The 23,581-nt window shown below is 69.9% G+C and carries 26 protein-coding genes and 2 pseudogenes; 17 read left to right on the top strand and 11 right to left on the bottom strand.

Annotated elements, in window-relative coordinates; all coding sequences use genetic code 11:
- Positions 1–21 precede the first annotated feature (21 nt).
- The 3 genes from IM697_RS41690 to IM697_RS41680 form a co-directional block, all read right to left on the bottom strand.
- Positions 22–189: a hypothetical protein gene (locus tag IM697_RS41690; protein ID WP_194050158.1), complete on the bottom strand. Its 168-nt coding sequence runs from the start codon at positions 187–189 to the stop codon at positions 22–24.
- Positions 186–962 carry an SDR family NAD(P)-dependent oxidoreductase gene (locus IM697_RS41685; protein ID WP_194042314.1) on the bottom strand — a complete coding sequence of 259 codons (777 nt, stop codon included), beginning with the start codon at positions 960–962 and terminating at the stop codon, positions 186–188. Before IM697_RS41685 ends, IM697_RS41690 begins: the two co-directional genes overlap by 4 nt.
- Positions 963–1,059: 97 nt before the next feature.
- On the bottom strand, positions 1,060–1,395 hold the full coding sequence (locus IM697_RS41680) for a YnfA family protein (RefSeq protein ID WP_194042312.1): 336 nt from the start codon (positions 1,393–1,395) through the stop codon (positions 1,060–1,062).
- A gap of 114 nt (positions 1,396–1,509) precedes the next feature.
- On the opposite strand from IM697_RS41680, the gene IM697_RS41675 reads away from it, so the two are divergent.
- A complete protein-coding gene (locus tag IM697_RS41675; protein WP_194050103.1) occupies positions 1,510–1,974 on the top strand; it encodes a hypothetical protein in 465 nt (154 codons plus the stop codon).
- Positions 1,975–1,995: 21 nt separating this feature from the next.
- On the opposite strand, the gene IM697_RS41670 is transcribed toward IM697_RS41675, so the two are convergent.
- Positions 1,996–2,811 carry a helix-turn-helix domain-containing protein gene (locus tag IM697_RS41670; RefSeq protein ID WP_194042310.1) on the bottom strand — a complete coding sequence of 272 codons (816 nt, stop codon included), beginning with the start codon at positions 2,809–2,811 and terminating at the stop codon, positions 1,996–1,998.
- A 62-nt stretch (positions 2,812–2,873) separates the two neighbouring features.
- Here IM697_RS41670 and IM697_RS41665 point away from each other — a divergent pair, with 62 nt between their 5' ends.
- The 6 genes from IM697_RS41665 to IM697_RS41640 all read left to right on the top strand — a co-directional run bounded on the left by IM697_RS41665 (position 2,874) and on the right by IM697_RS41640 (position 7,965).
- Positions 2,874–3,470: a TIGR03086 family metal-binding protein gene (locus IM697_RS41665; RefSeq protein ID WP_228044379.1), complete on the top strand. Its 597-nt coding sequence runs from the start codon at positions 2,874–2,876 to the stop codon at positions 3,468–3,470.
- An 84-nt stretch (positions 3,471–3,554) separates the two neighbouring features.
- Positions 3,555–4,640, top strand: a complete 1,086-nt coding sequence (locus IM697_RS41660; protein WP_194042306.1) for an LLM class flavin-dependent oxidoreductase — start codon at positions 3,555–3,557, stop codon at positions 4,638–4,640.
- The gene (locus tag IM697_RS41655; RefSeq protein ID WP_194042304.1) at positions 4,637–5,221 is read left to right on the top strand and encodes an FMN reductase; all 585 of its coding nucleotides are present in this window, start codon (positions 4,637–4,639) and stop codon (positions 5,219–5,221) included. The genes IM697_RS41660 and IM697_RS41655 overlap by 4 nt, the downstream gene beginning before the upstream one ends.
- An 85-nt stretch (positions 5,222–5,306) precedes the next feature.
- Positions 5,307–6,017, top strand: coding sequence for a response regulator transcription factor (locus IM697_RS41650; RefSeq protein ID WP_322734587.1), 711 nt, complete (start codon positions 5,307–5,309; stop codon positions 6,015–6,017).
- Positions 6,018–7,451 (top strand): sensor histidine kinase, encoded by a 1,434-nt coding sequence (locus tag IM697_RS41645; protein ID WP_228044378.1) that lies wholly within the window; start codon positions 6,018–6,020, stop codon positions 7,449–7,451.
- 217 nt (positions 7,452–7,668) lie between these two features.
- The gene (locus IM697_RS41640) at positions 7,669–7,965 is read left to right on the top strand and encodes a hypothetical protein (RefSeq protein ID WP_194042300.1); all 297 of its coding nucleotides are present in this window, start codon (positions 7,669–7,671) and stop codon (positions 7,963–7,965) included.
- A gap of 171 nt (positions 7,966–8,136) precedes the next feature.
- Here IM697_RS41640 and IM697_RS41635 read toward each other — a convergent pair whose 3' ends face one another.
- Entirely contained in the window at positions 8,137–8,739 is a 603-nt protein-coding gene (locus IM697_RS41635; RefSeq protein ID WP_407699584.1) for an ABATE domain-containing protein, read from the bottom strand.
- A gap of 55 nt (positions 8,740–8,794) precedes the next feature.
- On the bottom strand, positions 8,795–9,694 hold the full coding sequence (locus IM697_RS41630; RefSeq protein ID WP_194042296.1) for a LysR family transcriptional regulator: 900 nt from the start codon (positions 9,692–9,694) through the stop codon (positions 8,795–8,797).
- Between the two features lie 181 nt (positions 9,695–9,875).
- On the opposite strand from IM697_RS41630, the gene IM697_RS41625 reads away from it, so the two are divergent.
- The 3 genes from IM697_RS41625 to IM697_RS41615 all read left to right on the top strand — a co-directional run bounded on the left by IM697_RS41625 (position 9,876) and on the right by IM697_RS41615 (position 13,858).
- The gene (locus IM697_RS41625) at positions 9,876–10,802 is read left to right on the top strand and encodes an EamA family transporter (protein ID WP_228044377.1); all 927 of its coding nucleotides are present in this window, start codon (positions 9,876–9,878) and stop codon (positions 10,800–10,802) included.
- 436 nt (positions 10,803–11,238) lie between these two features.
- A complete protein-coding gene (locus tag IM697_RS41620) occupies positions 11,239–11,586 on the top strand; it encodes an effector-associated constant component EACC1 (protein ID WP_194042292.1) in 348 nt (115 codons plus the stop codon).
- Positions 11,587–11,596: 10 nt separating this feature from the next.
- Entirely contained in the window at positions 11,597–13,858 is a 2,262-nt protein-coding gene (locus IM697_RS41615) for a caspase, EACC1-associated type (RefSeq protein ID WP_194042290.1), read from the top strand.
- 11 nt (positions 13,859–13,869) lie between these two features.
- On the opposite strand, the pseudogene IM697_RS41610 reads toward IM697_RS41615, so the two are convergent.
- Positions 13,870–14,295: pseudogene (locus IM697_RS41610) on the bottom strand (transposase); the annotation flags it as partial.
- Positions 14,296–14,479: 184 nt separating this feature from the next.
- Positions 14,480–15,292: a hypothetical protein gene (locus IM697_RS41605; protein WP_194042288.1), complete on the bottom strand. Its 813-nt coding sequence runs from the start codon at positions 15,290–15,292 to the stop codon at positions 14,480–14,482.
- Positions 15,293–15,494: 202 nt separating this feature from the next.
- Between IM697_RS41605 and IM697_RS41600 the strand changes: the two genes are divergently transcribed.
- The gene (locus tag IM697_RS41600) at positions 15,495–16,166 is read left to right on the top strand and encodes a YdcF family protein (protein WP_194042286.1); all 672 of its coding nucleotides are present in this window, start codon (positions 15,495–15,497) and stop codon (positions 16,164–16,166) included.
- Between the two features lie 7 nt (positions 16,167–16,173).
- Here IM697_RS41600 and IM697_RS41595 read toward each other — a convergent pair whose 3' ends face one another.
- Positions 16,174–16,704 (bottom strand): GNAT family N-acetyltransferase, encoded by a 531-nt coding sequence (locus tag IM697_RS41595; RefSeq protein WP_194042284.1) that lies wholly within the window; start codon positions 16,702–16,704, stop codon positions 16,174–16,176.
- Complete coding sequence (locus IM697_RS41590) at positions 16,689–17,675, bottom strand: NsdA family TPR-like regulatory protein (RefSeq protein WP_228044376.1); 987 nt, start codon at positions 17,673–17,675, stop codon at positions 16,689–16,691. The genes IM697_RS41595 and IM697_RS41590 overlap by 16 nt, the downstream gene beginning before the upstream one ends.
- A gap of 520 nt (positions 17,676–18,195) precedes the next feature.
- On the opposite strand from IM697_RS41590, the gene IM697_RS41585 reads away from it, so the two are divergent.
- The 6 genes and pseudogenes from IM697_RS41585 (at position 18,196) to IM697_RS41560 (ending at position 21,900) form a co-directional block, all read left to right on the top strand.
- Positions 18,196–18,612: an ATP-binding protein gene (locus tag IM697_RS41585; protein ID WP_194050101.1), complete on the top strand. Its 417-nt coding sequence runs from the start codon at positions 18,196–18,198 to the stop codon at positions 18,610–18,612.
- Entirely contained in the window at positions 18,606–18,968 is a 363-nt protein-coding gene (locus IM697_RS41580; RefSeq protein ID WP_194042280.1) for a hypothetical protein, read from the top strand. The genes IM697_RS41585 and IM697_RS41580 overlap by 7 nt, the downstream gene beginning before the upstream one ends.
- A 121-nt stretch (positions 18,969–19,089) precedes the next feature.
- Positions 19,090–19,392 carry a putative ATP-grasp-modified RiPP gene (tgmA, locus tag IM697_RS41575; RefSeq protein WP_194042278.1) on the top strand — a complete coding sequence of 101 codons (303 nt, stop codon included), beginning with the start codon at positions 19,090–19,092 and terminating at the stop codon, positions 19,390–19,392.
- A 5-nt stretch (positions 19,393–19,397) separates the two neighbouring features.
- A pseudogene (gene tgmB, locus IM697_RS41570) lies at positions 19,398–20,361 on the top strand (ATP-grasp ribosomal peptide maturase).
- The gene (gene tgmC, locus IM697_RS41565) at positions 20,351–21,538 is read left to right on the top strand and encodes an ATP-grasp peptide maturase system methyltransferase (RefSeq protein WP_194042276.1); all 1,188 of its coding nucleotides are present in this window, start codon (positions 20,351–20,353) and stop codon (positions 21,536–21,538) included. Before tgmB ends, tgmC begins: the two are co-directional and overlap by 11 nt.
- A 35-nt stretch (positions 21,539–21,573) precedes the next feature.
- A complete protein-coding gene (locus tag IM697_RS41560; RefSeq protein WP_194042274.1) occupies positions 21,574–21,900 on the top strand; it encodes a DUF6087 family protein in 327 nt (108 codons plus the stop codon).
- Here the strand turns inward: IM697_RS41560 and IM697_RS41555 are convergent, their stop codons facing one another.
- Positions 21,901–23,577 (bottom strand): relaxase family protein, encoded by a 1,677-nt coding sequence (locus tag IM697_RS41555; protein WP_194042272.1) that lies wholly within the window; start codon positions 23,575–23,577, stop codon positions 21,901–21,903.
- Positions 23,578–23,581 lie beyond the last annotated feature (4 nt).

Below are 23,581 nucleotides of genomic sequence, written 5' to 3'. Positions count from 1 at the left end.
GCTTCCGCTGACGCACGCCCCCTACTTTTTGGGGGCGTGCGTCACCGCGTAGATCATCACGAACGCCACGATGTGGATGCCGAACAGGAAATAGCCGAGCCACCACCACATCTGGCGTTCGTTGTGCGGGTCCTTGGCCTTGCCCTCGGCTTTCCCCTCGGCCTTGTTCTCGCCCCGGTCGGCCATCACAGCTCCCTGTGCACCTTGGTGTTGGACGCCTGGGCCCGGGGGCGGACGACCAGGAGGTCGATGTTGACGTGGCTGGGGCGGGTGACCGCCCAGGTGACGGTGTCGGCCACGTCGTCGGCCGTCAGGGGGTCGGCCACGCCCTCGTAGACCTTGGCCGCCTTGTCGGTGTCGCCGCCGAAGCGGGTCAGGGCGAACTCGTCCGTCCGGACCATGCCGGGCGCGATCTCGATGACGCGCACCGGGCGGCCGACGATCTCCAGGCGGAGCGTCTCGGCCAGCACATGGGCGCCGTGCTTGGCGGCCACGTAGCCCGCGCCGCCCTCGTAGGTGCCGTGGCCGGCCGTCGAGGAGACGACGACCACCGTGCCGTCGCCGCTCGCCTCCAGCTTGGGCAGCAGGGCCTGGGTGAGGTTAAGGGTGCCGATGACGTTCGTCTCGTACATCGTGCGCCAGTCGGCCGGGTCACCGGTCGCGACCGGGTCGGCGCCCAGTGCGCCGCCCGCGTTGTTGACCAGGACGCCGATCGTCCTGAAGGCGGTCGCGAACTCGTCGACCGCGGCGCGGTCGGTGACGTCGAGCTGGTACGCCGTCGCCGATCCGCCGGCCGTGGTGATCTCCTCCGCCAGTGCCTCGATGCGGTCCTTGCGGCGGGCGGTCAGGACGACCCGGTAGCCGGCCGCGGCGAGCTGACGTGCCGTGGCGGCTCCGATGCCGCTGCTCGCACCCGTGACGACGGCGATGCGGGAGGCGGCGGACGGTGCGGCGGTGGGCATGGCTGCTCCTCGTGCGGTCGGGTCCGGAAACGGTCCGGCCTGGACAGGATAGGCGCGCGCCGCGGTGGGGTGATGTGACGGACGATCCAGGCCGCTGTCAGCTTCCCCGCGGCGCGTACATGATCACCGCCATGCCCGCGAGGCAGATCAGCGCGCCCGTGACGTCCCAGCGGTCCGGGCGGTAGCCGTCGGCGACCATCCCCCAGGCCAGCGAACCGGCGACGAAGACACCGCCGTACGCGGCGAGGATCCGGCCGAAGTGGGCGTCGGGCTGGAGCGTGGCGACGAAGCCGTAGGCGCCGAGGGCCATGACGCCCGCGCCGATCCACAGCCAGCCGCGGTGCTCGCGCACGCCCTGCCAGACCAGCCAGGCACCGCCGATCTCGAGGAGAGCGGCGACGACGAACAGGGCGGCGGAGCGCAGGATCAGCATGCCGGTCAGCCTCGCACGCCCTCGTGTCACCTGTTGGACGGCGCCTGTCGGCCGCCGTGCGGGGGATACATCGCTCTACGACCACGTGGAGTGAGGAGTGGCGGTATGTGGTGGATGCGGGTTGCCGCGGTGTGCGGGGCGGCCGTGCTGACGGCGGTCGGCGGGACGGCTCCGGTCGCCGGGGCGGTGGGCGCGCCCGGGGCGGATCTCGTCTATCACGGCTCCGCCGACATGGTCGCCGGCCGTGTCGACGTACGGTTCACGCCGCACAATCACGGGCCCGGCGCGGCACCCGACTCGGCGGTGCGGATCCGCTGGTCGCAGCCGCTGGCGGACCGGCAGACGCTGCCCGCGGGATGTGCCCGTGCGGAGGAGCGGGCGGTGCTGTGCCGGGTCGGGGCGCTGGCCCCGGACGGGGTGGGCGAGCGGATCGGGCTGCGGGTGCGGCTGCGGGGCGCGCCCACGGAGGTGCTGATGGAGTTCGACACGGTGTGGAGCGACGGGGCGGTGGACGAGAAGCGGGGGAACGATCAGCGGCAGGTACTGGTGCTGGACACGGGGGACACGTACCACTTCTGACGCCCGTGCCGCGCCCCGGTCTCAGCGCTCTCCCTGTGCGTACGCCGTCGGCGGCACCCCCACCGTCGCCGTGAAGTCCCGCACCAGATGGGCCTGGTCGGCGTAGCCGAGTTCGGTGGCGAGGGCGGCCCAGTCGACGTCGGCGCGGTTGCCGGCGTGTTCCAGGGCCTCGTGGATGCGGTAGCGCAGGATGCACCACTTGGGGCTGACGCCGACGTGGGCCGAGAAGAGGCGTTGCAGCGCCCGCACCGACAGGCCGTGCGCCCGGGCGAGGTCGCCGACGCGGCGGACCGTGCGGTCGGCGCGGATGTGCCGGACGAGGGTGATGGCGAGGTCGGCCTGGGGGTCGGGGGTGCGGGGGAGGGCCAGGAGGAAGGCGTCCAGGGCGGCCACGCGGGCGTGGTCGGCGGCGGGGGTGACGATTGTGCGGGCGGCGTCGCCGGTGGCCGCCGGGAACACCTCCTCGGCGGGCAGCGTGCGGCCCGTCCACCGGGAGACCGGCGCCTCGGGGGCGTACGGCCGGAATCCGCCGGGCCGGAACTTCACCCCGCAGACCCGGCCCGGGCCGGTCAGCTTCCTGGTGAAGAGGCCCAGCGCCACGCCGGTGACCTCGGCGTACGGGGGTCCCTCGGCCTCGTCCCACTGGAAGGTGAGGTTGACGGACGGATGCGGGACGACCTGGGAGGCGTAGGGCTCGGGCAGGTCCCAGTCGATCAGCCAGTACCACTCGATGTACCGGCGCAGCGGCTCGGCGGGCTCGTGGCGGCGGAACCGGACGCGGTTCAGCAGTCCGGACGGGTCGACGATCCCGCGGGTGTCGGGGCGCGGTGCCTCCATGGCCGGATCGTATGTCGCGTTTCTTCAAGATGGGCGGCCGGTGCGGTGCCTACGGTCGGGGTATGGACGCAAACGCGGTGAAGACGTACGGCATCGGTGAGCTGCTGGGCCTGGCGCGGGAGCGGGCGGTGCCGGTGGTGCGGGGCATCCCGGACGAGGCCCTCGCCGGTCCCACGCCCTGTGCCGAGTACGACGTGAAGGCCCTGGTCAATCACCTCTTCCAGGTGATCGTGCAGTTCCAGCGGCTGGCGGTGAAGGAGACGTCGGACTTCGGCGAGACCCCCGACCGGGTCGGGGAGGGCCCCGACTGGCGGGAGCGGCTCGCGGACGAGGCGGACCGGCTGGTCGCGGCCTGGTCCGCGCCCGGCGCCGAGGAGGGCACGACGGGCGGGATGAACATGCCGGCGCGGCTGGTCGGCTCGATGGCGCTGCTCGATCTGACGGTGCATGTGTGGGACCTGGCGCGGGCCACGGGCCAGGACCACCCCGGCGCCGACGAGGCGGTCGTGACGGAGCTGACCGGTGCGGTGGCCGAACTGGCGCCGACGGCCCGGAAGATGGGGGTGTTCGGGGAGCCGGTGGCGGAGCCGGAGGGCGCGTCGCGGTTCGAGCGGCTGCTCGCGCGGACCGGCAGGGATCCGCACTGGCCGCGGTCGTAGTCCCGGCGGCCTGGGAATAGTGCCCCGGCCGTCCCCGTTCTCCAGGTATAGTTGAACGGTCAACAACCTGGAGGGTGAGCGACCATGCAGTTCGGGATCTTCAGCGTCGGCGATGTCACGCCGGACCCCACCACGGGCCGTACGCCGACCGAGCGCGACCGCATCAAGGCCATGGTCGCCATCGCGCTGAAGGCCGAGGAGGTCGGGCTCGACGTCTTCGCGACCGGCGAGCACCACAACCCGCCCTTCGTGCCGTCGTCGCCGACGACCATGCTCGGCTACATCGCGGCGCGGACGGAGCGGCTGGTCCTGTCCACCTCCACCACCCTGATCACCACCAACGACCCGGTGAAGATCGCCGAGGACTTCGCGATGCTCCAGCACCTGGCCGACGGCCGGGTGGACCTGATGATGGGCCGCGGCAACACCGGCCCGGTCTACCCCTGGTTCGGCCAGGACATCCGGCAGGGCATCAACCTCGCCATCGAGAACTACGCCCTGCTGCACCGGCTGTGGCGCGAGGACGTCGTGAACTGGGAGGGCAAGTTCCGTACGCCGCTGCAGGGCTTCACCTCCACGCCCCGCCCCCTGGACGGCGTACCGCCCTTCGTCTGGCACGGCTCCATCCGCTCCCCGGAGATCGCCGAGCAGGCCGCGTACTACGGCGACGGCTTCTTCCACAACAACATCTTCTGGCCCGCCGACCACACCAAGCGGATGGTCGAGCTGTACCGCAACCGGTACGCGCACTACGGCCACGGCACGCCCGAGCAGGCGATCGTCGGACTGGGCGGGCAGGTGTTCATGCGGAGGAACTCCCAGGACGCCGTGCGGGAGTTCCGGCCGTACTTCGACGTCGCCCCGGTGTACGGGCACGGTCCCGCACTGGAGGACTTCATGGACCAGACCCCGCTGACCGTGGGCTCCCCGCAGCAGGTCATCGAGAAGACCCTGTCCTTCCGCGAGTACGCCGGCGACTACCAGCGCCAGCTCTTCCTGATGGACCACGCCGGCCTGCCGCTGAAGACCGTCCTGGAGCAGATCGACCTGCTCGGCGAGGAGGTCGTGCCGGTGCTGCGCAAGGAGTTCGCGAACGGCCGCCCGGCCGACGTCCCGGAGGCGCCCACGCACGCGTCCCTGCTCGCCAAGAAGGAGATGACCGTCGCATGAGGCTCGTCGTCGTGTCCGCGGGGCTGAGCGTCCCGTCGTCCACTCGACTGCTGGGCGACCGGCTGGCGGCCGCGGTCGGCAGGCAGGCCGACGTGGACGTCGAGGTCGTCGAGCTGCGCGACCTCGCCGTGGAGATCGCGCACCACTTCACCAACGGCTTCCCCGGGCGCGAGCTGGCCGCCGCCATCGATGCCGTGACCTCGGCGGACGGGCTGGTCGTCGTCACGCCCGTGTTCTCCGCCTCGTACAGCGGGCTGTTCAAGTCGTTCTTCGACGTGATCGAGAAGGACGCGCTGGCGGGCATGCCGGTGCTGATCGCCGCGACCGGCGGCACGGCCCGGCACTCCCTCGTCCTGGAGCACGCGCTGCGTCCGCTCTTCGCCTACCTGCGGACCGTGGTCGCCCCGACCGGGGTGTACGCCGCATCGGAGGACTGGGGTGCGGAAGGGCTGGAGGGGCGGATCGAGCGGGCGGCGGGGGAGCTGGCGGGGTTGATGGTGGGGCGGCCTGCGAGGAAGAAGGCCGAGCCCGAGGTGGTGCCGTTCGAGGAGCGGCTCGCCGCGCTGCGACCGGCTGGGTGAGAGGCCAGTAAGAACGGTGCCGGTGAGCCGCTCATCACGTCGTACGACCGTGATGGCTTGGCAGACTGAACCCGTGCCCCAGACTGTGCTCCTCGCCGAAGACGACCGCGCCATCCGCCACGCCCTGGAGCGCGCGCTGACCCTGGAGGGCTATCGGGTCACCGCGGTCGCCGACGGGGTCGAGGCACTGGCGCAGGCCCACCGCACGCCGCCGGACGTGCTCGTGCTGGACGTGATGATGCCCGGCATCGACGGGCTCCAGGTGTGCCGGGTGCTGCGCGCCGAGGGCGACCGCACCCCGATCCTGATGCTGACGGCGTTGGTGGAGACCCAGGACCGCATCGCCGGCCTGGACGCGGGCGCCGACGACTACGTCGTGAAGCCCTTCGACGTGGAGGAGGTCTTCGCCCGGCTGCGCGCACTGCTGCGCCGCACCAGTGAGACGAACGGCGGCCCCGTCGACGTACCGAAGCAGCCCGCCCCCGAGCCCACCGCCCGGCTGATCGAGGCGGCCGGGCTGCGGATGGACCCGCAGGCGCGCCGGGCCTGGCGGGGCGCGCGGGAGCTGGAGCTGACGCGGACCGAGTTCGAGCTCCTTGAGCTGCTGGTGCGCAACGCCGGCATCGTCCTCGACCACTCCACCATCTACGACCGCATCTGGGGCTACGACTTCGGCCCCGGCTCCAAGAACCTCGCCGTCTACGTCGGCTATCTGCGCCGCAAGCTCGACGAGCCGGACGCCCCGCAGCTGATCCACACGGTGCGCGGCGTGGGTTACGTGCTGCGGGAGGACTGAGTGGGCGGCCCGGCCCGGGGGCGGCTCGCCCGGTTGTTCACCGGACGGCGGCGGACCGGACTCGCCTCCCTGCGCGGCACCTTCGCGGTGTCCTTCGCGGCCGTGACCGCCGTGGTCACCGTCCTGGTCGGGCTGCTGTCGTACACCGCCGCCGCCCGGCTGGTGCGGGTCGACCAGGAGTCCGTGTTCGACGAGGTCGTGCAGGATCTGCGCGGCGAGGTGCGGCAGCGGTCGATGAGCCCGCGGGACTTCTCCTCCTCCGCGCCCGGCCACGATCTCGTACGGCCCGCCCGTACCGATGTGCAGGTGCTGGGCCCCGACGGCTCCGTCGTCGACCCGGGGCGGCCGGGGCTGCCGGTCACGGACGCCGACATACGGATCGCGGTGGACGCGACGGCGGGGCGGATGGTCCAGCACAAGGACGTCGGTGTCGACAGCGACGTCTACCGCATCGCCACCGTCGCGCTCGGCGACGGCCGGGGCGCGGTGCAGGTGGCCCAGGAGTTCAGCGACACCGAGGACCTGCTGCGGGCGCTCCAGCAGCGCACGCTGCTGCTGATGGCGGCCGTGGTGACGCTCGCGGGGCTCTTCGGCTGGTGGCTGGCCCGGCGCATCACACGCCGCCTTGTCGTCCTCACCGACGCGGCCGAGGACGTCGCCCGCACCCGCCGGCTCGGCATCCAGGTGCCGGTCACGGGCTACGACGAGGTCGGCCGCCTGGGCCGGGCCTTCGACCGCATGCTGGGCCGGCTGGCCCAGTCGGAGGAGGACCAGCGGCGCCTGGTGCAGGACGCGGGCCACGAGCTGCGCACCCCGCTGACCTCGCTGCGCACGAACATCTCCCTGCTGCGCCGCATCGACGAACTGCCGCCCGACACCCGCGAGGAGCTGGTGGCCGACCTGGGCCAGGAGGCGCGCGAACTGACCGACCTGGTCAACGAGCTGGTCGATCTCGCGGCCGGGCAGTCCGACACCGAGCCGGCCCGGCGGGTGGACCTCGCCGAGATCGCCGAGGACGTCGCGGTCATCGCCCGGCGGCGCACCGGACGGCGGATCCTGGTCCGCGCGAGCGGTGACACGACGACGGACGGGCGGCCGGGGATGCTCCAGCGGGCGGTGACCAACCTCGTCGAGAACGCGGCGAAGTTCGACCGCGACGGCGCCGCGCCGATCGAGATCAACGTCGCCGGGCCCGCACGCCCCGGGGCGGTGCGCGTCGAGGTCCTCGACCGGGGGCCGGGCATCGCCGAGGACGACCTCATGCGGGTCTTCGACCGCTTCTACCGCGCCGCCGACGCACGCTCGCTGCCCGGGTCCGGGCTCGGGCTGTCCATCGTGCGGGAGGTGGCGCTGGCACACGGCGGGGCCCCGTTCGCGTTCCGGCGGGAGGGCGGCGGGACGGCGATCGGGTTCACGGCGGGTGGTTCGGGGTGAGTGGCTGGGGGTGGCTTGGGGTGGGTGCCGGGGGTGGTTCGGGGTGAGTGGCCGGGGTGGCTTGGGTTGAGCGCCGAGGGCAGCTCGGGGTGAGTGGCTGGGAGTGGCTTGGGCTGAGCGTCGAGGGCGGCTCGGGCTGGGGAAGTCAGCATGAGGCGCTCTCCCGGATCTCCCGAGGCCGGCTCCCGGATCTCCCGAGGCCGGGATCGGGCGGACGATGCTGGAGCCGGACCCCCGGCGCCGCCCCGACGCCGCCGAGGCACACCGGCTGCTGATCCTGGCCGCCTCGCCGCCTCGCCGCCTCGCCGCCCCGGAGGCCCGCGGCAGGCTGGCCGACCACCACACCCCGCACCTCGACTCGCTCACCCTGCGGCTGCCGCGTGCCGTACGGCGCCGGCGGGCACGGCGTCCCCTGGGCCTCGCGGCGGGGGCGCTGGCGCTGGCGGCCGCGATCACGGCCGGGATCGTGATCCCGACGTCGGCGGCGACGACCAGGGCCCGCCGCCCGAGGTGAAGCCCATGGCCACCGTGCCCGCCGGCACCATCGGCGACGTCCGTTCCGCCGACCCCTGCAAGCTGCTCGCCGCCGCCTCGACCGGGAAGGCCTGCGCCACGGCAGAGGGCCCTGTCCGCCACCGCGCTGAAGGAGATCGCGGAGCGCGGAGCGCACCGGGACCGGCGGCCGCTAGTCCCCGGCGGGCTGCGTGCGGCGGGCGTATGCGCGGGCCGCGCGGGCTCGGTCGCCGCAGCGGGTGGAGCACCAGTGGCGGCGGCCGTGCCGCAGCAGGTAGCGGCTGCAGGGGGGCGAGCCGCAGGCGGTGAGGCGTTCGGCCGCCGGCGAGGTGAGCAGGTCGGCGGCGTCGGCGGCGAGGGTCGCCAGGGCGTGGTCGACGATCTCGGTGGTCGGGTGCGGGGCCGCGCGGTAAGGGCCGTTCTTCTCGTCCCACTGGAGCAGCGGGGCCGTGGGCACCCGGGTCAGCGCGTCGTTGACGGCGGCGAGAGCGGCGGGCAGCGCGGGCAGCGCGGCGACCCGCGAGTCGAACAGCGACCGGATCTGTTCCCGCAGCGACCGCAACTGGGCCGCGCACATCTCCCGCATCCCGGCGTCGAGCGGAGCGAGCCCGAGGCCGACGAGCCAGTCGTTCGCCCCGGCCGGAGTGCCGAGGAAGTCGACGAAGTGCCCGCCCGGCAGCGCGATGGAGCTGTTGACGAGGGCGAGCGACGGGTACTGCTCCGCGCCTGGCGCGGGCGGCAGCGGCGACTCGACGGTCTCGTTCATGGCTCTCATGGTACGGGGTGCGGGGGTCCGTGAGACGGGCGTCGAGGGCCGGTACTCCCCCCGGTCAGGTCTCCGCCGGCCGCTGCCCGACCCCGAGGACGTCGAGCATCGCCCGGGTCGCCGGGCTGGGGTTGAAGCGGCTCCACACCAGGTACTCCGTGCGGTGCGGTCCGTCGAGCACGCGGACCAGCTCCAGCGCGGGGTCGTCGGCGGCCAGCGGACGGACGTACGCCGACGGCAGCAGCGCGATGCCGAGCCCGCGCGCGACCAGCCGGGAGATCAGCTCGACGACCCCCGCCTCGTAGGCGACGTCCCGGACCAGTCCCGCGGCGGCGAAGGCCCGGTCGGACTGGGCGCGGGCGGGTGTCCCGGCCGCGAAGTCCACGAAGGTCTCCTCGGCGATCTCCCGCAGCGTCACCCGGGAGGCACCCGCGAGCCGGTGCCCGGCCGGCACCACCAGGGCGTGCTCGTCGTGATCGAGGACGAGGGCCTCCACACCGGACGGCCGCTCACCCTCCGGCAACCCCAGGAAGGCGATGTCCAGCTCACCGTCCCGGACCGCCCCGGCCAGCTCGTCGCTGCGCCCGGAACGCAGCACGACCCGAACGTCCGGGTACCGCGCCCGATACCGCCGCAGCAGCTCCGGTACGTCCACGGCGGCCGTGGTCACGATCACGCCCACGGCGAGCCGGCCCCGTACCACCCCGGTCGCGGCGGCGGCGTCGGCGACCGCGCGGTCGGCCGCGGCCAGGCACTCGCGCGCGGCGGCCACGAACGCCACTCCGGCGCTGGTCGGTTCGACGCGGCGGCTGGAGCGGGCGAACAGCTTGACGCCGAGCTCGCGCTCCAGCGCGGCGATCCGGTGACTGAGGGACGACTGCACCACGAAGCAGCGCTCCGCCGCGCGCGTGAAGTTACGGGTTTCGGCCACGGCGACGACGTATCGCATCTGCTGGAGATCCACGTGTGCATGGTCCTGATTCATGGCTGCCATGACAACCATGCGTTGGAGTCATCGCCCTTGGTTGCGGAGACTGCTGCACATGCATTCCTCGACCGGTCAGTCATCAGGCGCGTCAGGCGCGTCAGGCGCATCAGGCGCATCAGGCCCGTACGGCTCGCCGCGGGCCTCGTACACGCAGCCGATGGCGACCATCGCGCTGACCGCGTTCGCCCCCGCCGCGTGGGGCACCACGTACGCCGTCACCACGGAACTCCTCCCACCCGGGCATCCGTTGTTCGCCGCGCTGATACGCGCCCTGCCCGCCGGGCTGCTCGCGCTGGCGATCACCCGTGTGCTGCCGCGCGGCGCGTGGTGGTGGAAGGCCGGTGTCCTCGGCGCGCTCAACATCGGCACCCTGTTCCCCCTGCTGTTCGTGGCGGCCGAACGACTCCCCGGCGGCGTCGCAGCCACCCTCGGCGCGACACAGCCCCTGCTGGTCGCCGGGCTGGCCGTGGCGGTGCTCCACGTCCGGCCGACGCTCTGGCGTCTGACCTGGGGCGTGCTGGGCGTGGCCGGCGTCGGACTCGTCGTGCTCGGCCCCGAGGCACGGCTGGACGCGGTCGGTGTGCTCGCCGGTCTCGGCGGCACGACAGCCATGGCCTGCGGCACCGTTCTCACCAAGCGCTGGGGCCGGCCCGCGGGGGTGGGTTCCCTGACCCTGGCCGGCTGGCAACTGGCCGCCGGTGGCCTGCTGTTGCTTCCCCTCACCCTCACCGTCGAGGGACTGCCCCCGCGGATCGACACCGGAGCGGCCGCCGGATACCTGTGGCTCGGCAGCCTGGACGGGCTGATCGCGTACACGCTGTGGCTCCGCGGCATCGGAAAGCTGCCGGTGGGCGCGGCCGCACCGCTGGTGCTGCTGTCCCCGCTGGTCGCGGCGGTCATCGGCCTGGCGTTGGGGGAGTCCCTGAGCCTGCCGCAGTCGCTGGGGTTCGTCCTCGCGCTGGCGGCGTTGCTGGCGGCGCAGTTCGAGTCGCCGAGGGGGCCCTCGCGGGTGTTGGTGCGTGGGGGGCCGGTTGGGGATGGGGGAGTTCGGGAGGGGCGGGTTCGAGAGGAGCGGGTTCGATGACTGCCGCCTGACACCCCTCCTCCGCACATGACGAAGGCGGGGTCCGAAAACCCCGCCCACACTCGACGAAACCCCGGCTTCAGGGCCACACCAGGCAGTACGGCTGATGCCCCGCCTCGTGAAGTCGGTGCGAGAAGTCCTGCCACTCATGCAGCGATTGAGGACAGCGGGGCGCTGACCTGGGGTTTCTCGGTGAAGTGTGCGTTGACCTGCGGAAACTCGTCCCGGTGGTTCCCACGGGTCAACGCCGTTTCCCAGGCTCATGTGCCCTGGATGTGCCCTCGTGGCTTTAGACGGTGTCCTATGTGGTGCGGCGGACGAATCGCACCTTGTACAGGTCGACGGCGGCCCGGGTGAACGACCGACGATGCGACCATGTTCGACCTTCTATGCTGGCGGTCGGCAGGACAGCGCGTAGCGGGGGTGGGAAGTGCAGTTGGCGTTGCGGATCGCGGGCGACTCGGCCGAGGACGACGTCCGGTCCTTGTATGAGTGGCTGCTCTTGGACCGCACGGTTCGACGCGAGGCACATGTGGAGATGGCGTCGTCATCCGCGCCGGTCCCAGGACAGCAAGGCGCGGTGCTGGATCTGGTGTCGCTGGTGCTGGGCAGTGGAATCAGCGCGGCGTCGCTCGGGGTGTCGATAGCTTCGTGGCGGGCCACCCGCCCTCAGGAACCGACCATCACCGTTGAGCGCGCCGACGGCAGCAAGGTGACGATCACAGGCACATCCCGCGAAGAGGCACAGCGCCTGATAGAGCAGCTGCTCGGTGAGCAGCAGTAGGGGCTGTGGCGTGAGCAGGTTACCTGACCCCGGAAAATCTAGGGCACTGTTCATCGGCGTAGACAAGTTCAACAGTCTCGAGCCCTTGCCAGCGGTTCGTCGGAATGTGTCGACGCTCGTCGAACTGTTTGCTGGTGATGTGTGGCAATTGGGCTCATCACACTGTGCCCAGTTACTCAATCCCACTTCGACACGTGAAGTAGACGAAGCGATCTTCCGTGCCGCCGAGGCTGCAACGGACACCTTGCTGCTCTACTACGCGGGGCATGGGTTACTCGACCGCCAAGGGCGTCTTCACCTGGCGATGCCCGACAGCGACAAGGGCTCGGTCCATTCGACCGCGTTTCCCTACGACTGGGTGCGCATGCGGCTGGCTGACAGCGGTGCAGCGCGTTGCATTGTCATCCTTGACTGCTGTTTCAGTGCGCGCGCGATGGGAGTGCAGTCGCCTGCTTCAAGCATTGCGGCGCTAGCTGAGGCGGAAGGTACGTATGTACTGGCGGCCGCCGACGAGCGCGCAATCGCCTTGGCGCCACCCGAGGAGACATTCACGGCATTCACCGGCGCCTTGGTACGGGTGTTGGCCGACGGTGTGGCAGATGCCCCCGAGTTCCTCGACCTCGACACAGTCTTCCAAGGGGTCCAGTCGATCCTGCGGCGTCAGGCACGACCCGATCCGCAATGCCTGGGCCGCAATCAGGTCGGTCGCACAGCCTTCGTCAGAAACCCTGCCTACGTGCCGGACCAGGCCCACGACGTCCGATACGACCTCCAGACCGCCATTGAAGACATCCATGTCGCCCGCAGTCTGGCCGACACGCTGCAAGCCGTCTCGGACGGTGTCGTGGCCGGATTGGGCTTCGAGTTGGCGTGTGTGAACCTTGTACGCCCAGACGGAGATTTGGTTGTTGCGTCCTTCTCCGGCGATGCAGAGGCTGAGGCTCGCATCACCGGACGTGTCGGCGTCCGCGCCTCCTGGGATCGCCGCCTGTCGATGGGCGAGGCGTGGGGAAGCCTTCGCTTCATCCCCCACACCGAGGGACAAACCCTTGAAGGAGACGACATACCGCAGTGGTACATGGACGGACCCGCACCCCGGTCCGAGGACGAGTGGCATCCCGCAGACCGCCTATTCGCACCAATGTACGTACCTGACGGCACCCAACAAGAACTGCTCGGCGTCATCTCCCTAGACAAGCCACGCACGGGCCGCCGCCCCGGCCCGGCGCAGCGTGCAGCCTTGCAGTCCTACGCGTTCCAGGCCGCGATCGCGATCAGTAGTGCGCGTCTGCGCGCCAACATGCAGCGTGCGCTGGTCCGCCTAGAACGCGACCAGCAGGCCTTGCGAGCCAGTGAGGAGAGCTTTCGGCGGGCGTTCGAGTACGCCCCCGCTGGCATGGTCATCGCTGAGATGGGTGGAGAGCAGCACGGGCGGATCCTGCGTACCAACGACGCCCTGTGCCGTCTCCTGGGCCGCCCCGCCTCCGCGATGCGTCGCTATTCCTTCTCCGATCTCGTCCACCCCGAGGACATCGGCACCCTGTTGAGAACGTCCGCCGAGGGCGGACGTGCTGAACTGCGCTTGGGCCGCCGCGACGGCACCTACGTGTGGGTCAGCCTGCGTAACAGCGTCGTCGCCGATGCCGCCGACGGTCCCCGTTTCCTACTCACCCACGTCGAGGACATTGAGGAGCGAAAGCGCCGTGAGTTCGAACTCGCGCACCGCGCCTCGCACGACTTTCTGACCGGCTTGCCGAACTCCGCCGAGTTGCTCTCCCGCCTCTCGGCTCGTCTCTGCGAGAACGTGGCCTACCCCGGCGTGATTCAGTCCACGGAGCTGGCGGCGTATGGCGCCTCCGACGGCTATGACTACCACGTGCACGCTGTCGCTCCCGAGGGTGACCAGGACTACCGTACTAAGGGGCTCGCGATCCTCTTCTGCAGCCTCAACGGTTTCAAGTCGGTCAATGACCGGTTCGGGCATAAAACGGGCGACGCGGTCCTCATTGAGGTCGCCCGACGGCTGTCCCAAGGAGTGCGCGACGGTGACACAGTCGCCCGGTTCGGAGGCGACGAGTTCGTGGTCCTCGCCGACGGACTCGACCGCGCTGTTGCCCAGGACCTCGCCGTTCGACTGCGCAACGAAGTCGTCCAGCCGTACCTGGCCCAGGAGCGTGCCCTGAGGGTTGGTGCCAGCTTCGGCATTGCGTGGGCCCACTGCGGCATGGCGGCAGACGATGCGATACAGGCTGCCCGAGAGGCTGCAGTCTAAGTGGGGATTGTGTGACCCTCGATCATGGGCTTCAGTGCTTCGCTGCCGTGGGTGTTGGCGGCCGGGACGCTGACGAGAAGGGGCAGTCCGTTCGCGTCCGACAGGACGTGCATCTTGGAACCCGGCTTACCCCGGTCCACGGGGCTCGGACCTGTGAGTTCGCCCCTGTTTAGCCCGCACGTGGGCGAAGTCGAGGACCACGCGCGAGACATCCATGAGGCCGGCGTCATCGAGTCGGTGCAGCACCGCCTCGTGCAGCCGGCCCCACACCCCGGCCCGCGACCAGGTCAGAAACCGGCGGTGCGCGGTCGACTTCGATATCCCGAAACACGGCGGCAGAGCCCGCGAGGCACAACCGCTGACATGGCGTCGGACACTGCTTGGAAGGCACCTACCCCATCGGGCCTGACGGCCACGTCGGGGATATCCGGTTCCATGTCGAGGATCTTCAGGCCGTGCTTGTTGAAGGTCCACGTGCCCGGTACGTGGGCGGCGGTCATCGCTAATCCGGCCTGGACGAGGCCGTAGTCCTATGCGAATGGCCCTCGTGCCGTCCATGCCTCTGGCTTTCGTCTGTGCGGATCGTGCGCTCGGAGGAGGGGGTGGGATGCGGGGTACCGTTCAGCGGTGGCAGGCGGCCCTCGTCTTGAAGAGGTCGAAGCCACGCTGCATCATCGCGACCGTCAGGTCCGTCGCCCAGAGTAGGACCTTGGGAGAACTCGTGATCTGCGTGAGGTTGACGCCTCCCTGGGTGCTCACGACATTGAGCTCCAGGATGCTCAGGGTGCCGTAGACATCGCCATGCGTCAGCGAGCTGCAGCCGCTCCATACGATCTCGGCCTGATCGGCACCCATCGAGGTCAGCGCGCCGGCTTCGCGGACGATGTCCTTGTAGTCCGGGGACCGCAGGACCTTCTTGGCGTCGTCACGAGCCGTGCCCGCAGCCACGACCAGGTCGGTCAACTGTTGCATCCGCGCCTGCGACGGGCGCCGCGGTTGCTGCTTCAGCAACTCCAGCATGCGGTCGGAATGGCGGTACTCGCCGGCTTGGAGAGAAAGGCGGCGCTGTATGCGTACGAGGCGGTTGGCGGGCGCGAGCATCCACACAACGCGGGCGCTGTTCTCGAACGCTCCCCGGAGGAGCGAGTACTGCGCGTGCGTGTGCAGGGTGAGCGGCAGTTCGGTCCCTTGCTGCTCACCCACGAGCGACGAGCGGTAGCAGTGCATATGGTCGACTGCGACGCTGAGGGTGCTCCAGGCGTTGTGGGACACCTGGTAAGGGTCGGTCTTGGCGTCATCCCCAGCGAGGGCGCTGCCGGGCTGGACCTGCCATTGCTTGGAGTCGGACTGGGTGAGGCTCTCGTACGGTCTGGCGCTGTCCAGGAGTGCCAGGATCCGTCTGAGGTACTGATCTTCCTCAACAGTGGTTGTCATGGCTTAAGCGTATGAGTGAAGGTCATACCGGTACGCGGCATTTACGTATCTTGCTGAATCGTCAAGTCGGATGTCCGGGGCGGCGTGATGTATCGGGCAGTCCTGAAAGCCAAGTGCTTCAGACCGGTACGACGGCTGATGGTCGCGGCATCCGACAAAGCACTGATGGAATGTCGTGGACGGATATCGCAGGGAGGTGCGGGTGCCACAGCATCAGCAGCGTCAGACGACGGACGAGCAGTTCCACGACGCACTGTTGATCTGGAACTACCACCAGATGGGACACGAGCAGCGGCCATGCTCGACGGCGATCGGCCTGGGCAGCCACGACCTCGGGGTGGCCACCACGGCCGCCGACCTTTACCGCGCTGGTCTCTTCCCGGTCGTGGCGTTCAGCGGGGGCAACAGCCCCACTACCCGGGCACGCTTCCCGCGCGGCGAGGCCGTCCACTACCGCGAGCACGCGCTGAGCCTGGGCGTGCCGGACGAGGCGGTCCTGGTTGAGCCGAAGGCAGCCAACACTGGCCAGAACATCACCTTCTCCCGCGAGTTGTTGGCCAAGGTCGGCATCGGGGTCGAGTCTCTGCTGCTGATCTCCAAGCCGTACATGGAGCGCCGTTCGTACGCGACCTGCCGCAAGCTGTGGCCCGAGGTGGACGTCGTGTGTGCCTCCGAGCCGCTGGAGTTGGACGACTACATCAAGTCCATCGGCGACGAGAAGCTCGTCGTGGACATGCTGGTGGGCGATCTGCAACGGGTGATCGAGTATCCGAAGCTCGGCTTCGCCGTCGAGCAGGAAGTGCCGGCGGATGTGTATGACGCTTACGAGCGACTTGTGCGGGCGGGGTTCGACAGCCGTCTTGTCACTGGCTGACGGCGATTCAGTCCCGAAGGTCTTTGACCATGACCGCGTACACCGGTGAGTCGGCGAACGGTTGCTGCTCGCCGACTCTGGCGTATCCCCATGTCTCGTAGAGCGCTTGGACCTTGGGGTGTGTGACGTCGACGAGCAGCACCGCGAGGTCTTCCGTACGTTCTTTGAGTAGCGCCTCGTGCAAGCGGTCGGCGATTCCCTGCTTCCGCCAGCTTGGGCGCACCATCACCTCGGAGACCGCGTAGGTTGAGGAGTAGCCGTTGTTCGGCTCGTACGCGGTGGAGCGCCACCATTCGCGGCCGGGGGCGAGCGGGGCGCCGTAGGCGAAGCCGACCGGTTCATCTTCGTCGTACGCCACCACGCAGGAGAAGCCGTCCATGCCGGTCCAGTGGTCGACGAACCAGGCGAAGCGCTGGTGGAAGGGGTCGTCCATCTGGTCGGCGTAGGCGTCGGCGTGTACGTCGATGAGCATCTGCCGGAAGCCTTCGGGGAGGTTCCCGTGCTGGAAGTGACGCAGGTCGGTCACGCTCGGCTCCATTCGGTTCGCATGCGGTCTGCCCAGTCTCGTGCGTAGGAGGTGGAGGGGGCCATGACGAACAGGCCCCGGTGGAAGTCGCCCATGAGTGTGCGCATACGGCCGGGCAATGGGTCGCCACCCATGATCGTGAAGACGTCGGTGGCTGAGGCCGTGGCCTGTTCGGCCTCTCCCTGGTGGAGCTGTGCGAGGGCGAGCTGGGCGGTCGCGAGGGCCTTGTTGCGCCGGAAGGCGGTCGGGATCCTGGCCAGGGCGCGGTGCGCCATGGCTTCGGCATGAGCGTGGCGTCCGCTGTTGAACTGGACGATTGCGGCGAGGTGGTCAAGTTCGGCCTGCCCGTAGAAGGCGGTCCAGCGCGGGCGCTCTCGGTCGGCCACCCTGGTGAAAGTGTCCTGGGCTGATCCCAGTGAACGCAGGCCCGCACGGCCGTCGCCGAGAGCCGCGTATGCGAGGGCGACGCGGACTCGTCCCAGCGAGTCGAAGAACGGGTCTCGGCGAGCTGCTGAGGAGGCTTGTGCGGCCTGGGCCGCTGCGAGCGCTTCGGGCCAGTTCTGCCGCTGGTAGGCGAGCATCGAGAGGTTGACCCACACCCGGATTTCAGTAGGGCCGTCCTGGGAGAGGCCGGCGTACGCCGCTGATTCGTTCAGGTAGCTCTGGGCCTGGTCGAGATTGCGGGCGTCGATGCAGGACCAGGCGGCGATGGTGGTGTACTCGGCGGCCAGTGCGTACAGGGCTCGGCGGACGCGTTCGCCGGCGTTGCGCTGCTGTAGTTCCAGCACCCTGGTGCGGCCCTGGGCGGCGGCCTTCTCCAGTGCCGTGTGTCCGCCCTGGCGGTCGTCCGCTTCGACAAGGGCGTTCATCCCGGCAGCGACCCGGGCCACGTCCGACATGCCGACGGTCCGGCGTTGGGCCACCAAGGGAACGGCGGCAGCCGCGCTCCCGGTCGCTGAGGTGAGGAAAGTGCGACGCCGCACGGGGTCCTCCTGCGGGTGTTGCATGGTGCGTGGTGCGCTGAACCCTAAGTCCTCGACGGCACAACCGAACACCCGCTCCAGGGCTGCACACGTGCGTCCGATGGGGCGACGGGAGGTCCCGTTGAGGAGGTTGCGGATTGTGCGGTCGGAGACGTCACCGGGCCTGCCGGTGATCTCTGCCAACGCAGCGTTCATCCGACCAGCCAATTCTTCCTGGGTGAGCCCGAGTTCCTCCATCCGACTCTTGAGGATGGCGTTCGCTCCCATGGACCGACCGTAGCCCTGTGGTCACTGACCGAACCAGACCCGAGGTCACCGGAGCGTAAAGTCTTCCGGTTCGCGGAGGTGCGGCGGGGCGCGACATTTCCTGTTCGCCGTCGACGAAGGGCCGTTGACTCGGTACCAGCCGTTGAGCGGGCGAGGTTTCCCTTCTTGCCTGTCGATGGCGTGGAGGAAAGCCCGCTCCTGCGCACCTTGCGCGGGGCGGGCGTCCCAGCCTCGGAGGGATGACCCCTTGACCATGACCGCCGTCAAACCAACTGCGACCGGTGTTCCGGGCTATACGGAGACGGTGCCGTGCGAGCCGGAATCCGCGCGCCGCGCACGTCTGCTTGTCTCCGCGGCTCTGGACACCTGGGGCATAGGCGAGTTGGCCGAGGTGGGCACTCTGATCATTTCGGAGCTGATCAGCAATGCCGTCAGCCACACGCCCTGTCGCGTGGTCCGTGTGGTGATTCGGCGCGAGACGGCCGAAGTGATTCGGATCGGCGTTGCCGACAGGTGCCGAGACACCCCGGAACCGGGCTGTCCTGAAGGTGACTCCGAGGGTGGCCGTGGTCTGCTCCTGGTCGAGTCGCTGAGCTGGCGGTGGGGCTACGACCTGCATCGTTGGGGCAAGCTCGTCTGGGCAGAGCTGCGGGTGCCAGCCGCATGCTGATCTCGCGTATCTCCTTACGGCTCCTGCCCTCGGAGGAACTGGTCGGCGACCCGTTCCCGGACGCGTGCGTGCAGCTGGCCTTCAGCCCGACGCGTCCGTCTGACGAGGCCGGCGCGGTTGCTATCCCAGAGTCGGTCCGAATAACCCCCGCCGACCTTGTGCGGCTGCGCGTCGAGTCGGGACTGGCTCTCGGCGAGATCCGCGCGGAGATGCAGCGTGCCGAGATCGCGTGGCGGCAGCAGCTCAGCCGCTGGTACGACGACGGCCGACTGGCAGTCGAGGCCCGCGCACCGGACATCAGCCTCCTTCAACGGGTCCTGGACGGGCTGCGAAATCCCGGTCCGGTTTCGACGTAGGCCCCGGTGTCTCTTCTTCCCGGTGCCCCTGAGACTCCCGCACAAGCAGGATCGTGTTCCTCGATGCCGTGCGGGTGAGCAAGTCAGGCGAAGGACAGAACTTCTGACAGGAAGGAACACCGTGTTCAACCACATGGATCGATTCCCCACGGGCAGCCCGCTGCCGCAGGGGCATCTGACGGTGGCCCCGTGGGGTCTGCGTCGCATCGCCCCGTACCCGCCCGTCGAGGGCCCCGTCTACGCGACGGTGACGCTGGATCCGGAGACGCAGACCGCCCGGTACTTCGACAATTCCGGGGTACCCACCATGTCCCCGGGCCACGGCACATCCTCCGGTACGAATCCCGCGACCGGCACCACGGGCCAGGGCGACCGCAACAGCGACTCCCCGGACAGCGACACGGGGAACGACACCGACCAGTGACTCTGGTGACGAACGACGTTCGTCCGGTCCTGGTCGTCACCAACCTCGACGACCCGACTGCGGACTTCGTGATCGCCGAGCTGCACGACCGGGGTGTCCCGGTCGTGCGGTTCGACTCCGGTGACTTCCCCGCCACTCTGTCGTGCTCGGCCACCCATCGGTGGCACCGATGGGTGGCGGGGAAGCGTGCAGACCCCGAGCCGACGTGCCGACCTAGGCGCGGTGCGTTCCGTGTACTACCGCCGCCCCTCCGGGTTTGCCTTCCCCCACCTCGACAAGCAGGACGAGCGGTTCGCCATCGCCCAGGCGCGCTACGGGCTGGGCGGCATTCTGACCTCTCTGCCCGGCTGCCTCTACGTCAACCACCCCAATCGCATCGGCGACGCCGAGTACAAGCCAGCCGGGCTCGCGGCAGCGGCGGTGGCCGGCTTCACGCTTCCGCCGACGTTGATCACCAACGTTCCCGACGACGCACGGGCCTTCATCAGGGCGCACGGTCCGGTCATCTTCAAGCCGATCTCGGTTCCGCTCTATCTGGTCGACGGCAAGGCCCAGACCGTCCGCGTGACCGAGGTGATCGCCGACGAGATCGACGCCTCCGTGTCCGGCACCATGCACCTCTTCCAGAAGCGGGTGGACAAGGTTGCCGATATCCGGGTGACGGTGATCGGCGAGCAGATCTTCGCCGTGCGGATCGACTCCGGTCTCCTCGACTGGCGTACGGACTACGGCACTCACACATACACGCCGGTTGCCGCGCCACCCGCGGTGGAGCGGTCGATGCGTGCCTATCTGAAGCACTTCGGGCTCGTCTTCGGGGCGTTCGACTTTGCTCTGACCGACCGCGGCGAGTGGATCTTCATCGAGTGCAATCCTTCCGGGCAGTGGGCATGGATGGAGCCGCCGACCGGTCTGCCGATGACTGCGGCACTCGCCGATCTTCTGGAAGGAGGACTCTGTGGCCAGTGAGACCGATATCGAGACGGCTGCGGTCGATCTCCGGCGCCGACTTGCTCGGAAACTGGAGAAGGACGGCCGGCTGCGCTCACCTGAGTGGCGGGCCGCCGTGGAGGCCGTGCCCCGGCACAGGTTCATCCCGCGCTTCTACCGGGAGGGCCATGCCCCGGGCGTCACCACCTGGGAGCCGGTCACATCGGAGACGGTCGGCAAGGAGGAGTGGCTCCGGCTCGTCTACACCGACGAGACATGGATGACTCAGTTCGACGGTCGGGACATCGACTGGGCCGACCCGAAGCCGATCAGCAACGCGGCCCCGACCTCGTCGTCGACGCTGCCGAGCCTCGTCGTGCGGATGCTCGAAGACCTGGATGTGCAGGACGGCATGAACGTGCTGGAGATCGGCACCGGAACTGGTTACTCGACAGCGCTGATGTGCCACCGGCTCGGTAGCGAGAGCGTGACCTCGATCGAGACGGACGAGGGCGTGGCCCGACGTGCCCGCGAGGCGCTCACCGAGTGCGGTCACAGCCCTCATCTGCTGGTGGGGGACGGCCGCGTCGGCCACCCTGATGGCGCCCCATACGACCGGCTGATCGCCACGTGCGGCTTCCGCAGCATCCCGCCCGCCTGGCTGGAGCAGGTGCGGCCGGGCGGTGTCATCCTCACCACCCTGCGCGGCTGGATGCGCTCCCTCGGCCTGGTCAAGCTCATCGTCACAGGAGACGGCGCGAGTGGCTGGTTCAGCGAGGACGACCCAAGCTTCATGATCGCCCGCCAGCAAGAGCCACCGGAGAGCCTCGGCATGGTGCCGGGGCCCGACGACGGGACGGTAAGGAGAGCCGCACGCGGGCCAGAGGTTCTCACCAGTTCCGGGTCGGCGTTCATGGCGCAGCTCGCGGCGCCGGACGCCCGTTTCTTCTCGATGGCGGTCGACGGTGGCACGGTCAGCACGTTTCTGTTGGACAGCGTTACCGATTCCTTCGCCGTCCTCGCTCCCACGGATGGTGGCTGGCAGGTCCGCCAGGGCGGTCCCCGTCGCCTGTGGGACGCGGTCGAATCGGCGGTGGCTACCTGGGAGGAGTACGGCTCGCCGAACACCGCGGCGTTCGGCGTGACCGTCTCCCGCGACCAGCAGGTCGTCTGGCTGGGGAACCCGAACGGCCCGCAGTGGCCGCTACCCTCCTGAGATAGCCGCCACCGACGCGAGCGAGGAACGGCAGGATGGACGACGAGCCGCTGAAGGACTGGGCGGAGCGCCGTGACGCGAAGATCGGCCGACTTCGCGCCGTTCCTGTCGTGCCCTGCGACGGGCCCAGGGCATCGCATCTGAACCCGGATGCGCCCCGTGCCATCGAGCGCTGGAACGGGCACACCTGGGAGCTGTACGGGTTCGCCGACAGCCTGGCCGAGGCCCAAGCCATCCTGTACCCAGAGGCCAACGATCCCTCACCTTCAGGGCCGGTGTCGAAGCCACTCAGCTCCAGCACCGGCAAACACCGCAAACCCCAGGCACCCAGGCCGGACAGTGGCGGCCGGGCACAAAGGTGATCAACGCCGCCGCGCCTGCGGCTGCTGCGGGCGCGGAGCGGCGGGGTGCCCCTCGATGTAGTGCGCGTTGGCTGCCTGGGCTCGTGGGCCGGGTGCGTGGCGTTCGCCGAAACGGCGGATGCGCCAGGTCAGTGCTCGTGCGGGGCTGTGGGCGTCGTCGAGCGTGCGCTGGCTGAGGGCCCGGTTGAGGATCGCGGTCGGGTTGTGTCCGGCTGCTTCGGCCTTGGCGAGCACGGTGGCAAGGGCGTCCCAGGCGGGGTCGTCCAGGATGCGTTCGGCGTGTTCGGGGACCGCCTGTTGGAGGTGGTGGGCGTAGCGGCGCCTGGTCTGCGGGCTGGGTGCCCGGCTGGCGAGGCCGGCCAGGACCGGTCCGGTGATCTGCGTGTACGCGGCCTGCAGGTGGATGAGGGTCTGCTCGGCTGCCGCCTGTTGCTGGGCGTGCTGGCGGGTGCGGTGCCAGTGCATCGCGTAGGCGACCGCGGTGAGCGCGACGTCCAGCAGCATCGCCAGCCCGGCACTGTCTCCATGCCGCGAGGGGTCCTTCCAGATCGCTTGGACACTGCGACGCAGGGCGCAGGCACTGGCGTCGTCGCCAGCGATGCGGGAGCGGGTGGCGCGCTCGAAGGCGACGGCGGCGCGTTCGAGTTCGGGCCGCACCGTGGCGGGGGCGGTGAGCGGGAGCAGGTCGAATGCGGCGCCGAGCGCGGCCAGCTGGCCCTGGGCCACCTCGTCGCTGCTGTGGGTGAGGTGGTGGGGGATGCGTTCGGTGGCGGCGGTGGCCCGGTGCCACGGGTTGCCCGGCCGGACGGTCGCGGGCTCGGGGCTGGTGGTGGCGAGGCGTCGGCGGATCTGAGGGAGGGAGAGATCGGGGGCGAGAGTGGAGCCGGAGTAGAAGACCGGCTCGCCCTTGCCGTTGGTGTCGCCGGGCAGGGCGAAGTTGCAGCTGAGTGCGTCGCCGGATGGGCCGAGTTTGAGGCGCACGGTCACCCCCGTTGCCTCCAGCAGGGCGAAGAACTCGGCCTCGTCGGCCGCGGCGGCGACGGTCCGGCGGACCCGCAGGCGCAGGACATCACGGGAGGTGGCGACCTGGCCCAGGCGTTTGGCCTTGAAGTGTTCCTTGCTGGTGGGGCGTTTGGCGGCGGTACCGTCGCCCGGCTTCAACCGCCTCAGCCCGTAGTCGACTTCGATCTGGCGGGCTTCGCGCTGCACGGCGCGCTGGTCGTAATCACGCTGAGGGCGGCGGCCGTCCTGGCGTACGAGGGTGGCGGCGATGTGGATGTGGTCGTCGGCGTGGCGGACGGCCACCCAGCGGCAGGCTTCCTCGTCGCCTTCGGGGGCGATGCCGGCGGCGGCGACGATCCGGCGGGCGATGTCGGCCCACTGGGCGTCGGTGAGGATCGGGTCTTCGGGTGCGGCACGGACGGGGCAGTGCCACACGGTGTGCTTGGGTGCCTTGTCGCCGAGCATCTTCACGGGCTGGTCGAGCTGTGTGGCGAGCTGGGTCTCCACGTCCCTCGGGTCGCGGTGGGGGCTGCGGCCGGGGTCGGGGGCGAAGCCGTTCCACGAGGCCACCAGGTGCGGGTCGATGTGCTCGTTGGCCCGGCCCTTGCCGAAGAGATAGCCGATCGTGCGGCGCATGGCGTGGGGCCCCTTGCCGAGGATGATCTTCGAGATCAAGGGC

The sequence above is a fragment of the Streptomyces ferrugineus genome, from assembly GCF_015160855.1.
Classification (GTDB): Bacteria; Actinomycetota; Actinomycetes; order Streptomycetales; family Streptomycetaceae; genus Streptomyces; species Streptomyces ferrugineus.
Note: the sequence above shows the minus strand (reverse complement) of the source record. Positions and strands in the feature narration are given on the sequence as shown.

What these genes read in the sequence shown, in the direction of transcription:
- IM697_RS41685 (WP_194042314.1), bottom strand. Translation starts at nt 962, where the DNA reads ATGCCCACCGCCGCACCGTCCGCCGCCTCCCGCATCGCCGTCGTCACG.
- IM697_RS41680 (WP_194042312.1), bottom strand. Translation starts at nt 1,395, where the DNA reads ATGCTGATCCTGCGCTCCGCCGCCCTGTTCGTCGTCGCCGCTCTCCTC.
- IM697_RS41675 (WP_194050103.1), top strand. Translation starts at nt 1,510, where the DNA reads ATGCGGGTTGCCGCGGTGTGCGGGGCGGCCGTGCTGACGGCGGTCGGC.
- IM697_RS41670 (WP_194042310.1), bottom strand. Translation starts at nt 2,811, where the DNA reads ATGGAGGCACCGCGCCCCGACACCCGCGGGATCGTCGACCCGTCCGGA.
- IM697_RS41665 (WP_228044379.1), top strand. Translation starts at nt 2,874, where the DNA reads ATGGACGCAAACGCGGTGAAGACGTACGGCATCGGTGAGCTGCTGGGC.
- IM697_RS41660 (WP_194042306.1), top strand. Translation starts at nt 3,555, where the DNA reads ATGCAGTTCGGGATCTTCAGCGTCGGCGATGTCACGCCGGACCCCACC.
- IM697_RS41655 (WP_194042304.1), top strand. Translation starts at nt 4,637, where the DNA reads ATGAGGCTCGTCGTCGTGTCCGCGGGGCTGAGCGTCCCGTCGTCCACT.
- IM697_RS41640 (WP_194042300.1), top strand. Translation starts at nt 7,669, where the DNA reads ATGCTGGAGCCGGACCCCCGGCGCCGCCCCGACGCCGCCGAGGCACAC.
- IM697_RS41635 (WP_407699584.1), bottom strand. Translation starts at nt 8,739, where the DNA reads ATGAGAGCCATGAACGAGACCGTCGAGTCGCCGCTGCCGCCCGCGCCA.
- IM697_RS41625 (WP_228044377.1), top strand. Translation starts at nt 9,876, where the DNA reads ATGGCGACCATCGCGCTGACCGCGTTCGCCCCCGCCGCGTGGGGCACC.
- IM697_RS41605 (WP_194042288.1), bottom strand. Translation starts at nt 15,292, where the DNA reads ATGACAACCACTGTTGAGGAAGATCAGTACCTCAGACGGATCCTGGCA.
- IM697_RS41595 (WP_194042284.1), bottom strand. Translation starts at nt 16,704, where the DNA reads ATGGAGCCGAGCGTGACCGACCTGCGTCACTTCCAGCACGGGAACCTC.
- IM697_RS41585 (WP_194050101.1), top strand. Translation starts at nt 18,196, where the DNA reads ATGACCGCCGTCAAACCAACTGCGACCGGTGTTCCGGGCTATACGGAG.
- IM697_RS41580 (WP_194042280.1), top strand. Translation starts at nt 18,606, where the DNA reads ATGCTGATCTCGCGTATCTCCTTACGGCTCCTGCCCTCGGAGGAACTG.
- IM697_RS41560 (WP_194042274.1), top strand. Translation starts at nt 21,574, where the DNA reads ATGGACGACGAGCCGCTGAAGGACTGGGCGGAGCGCCGTGACGCGAAG.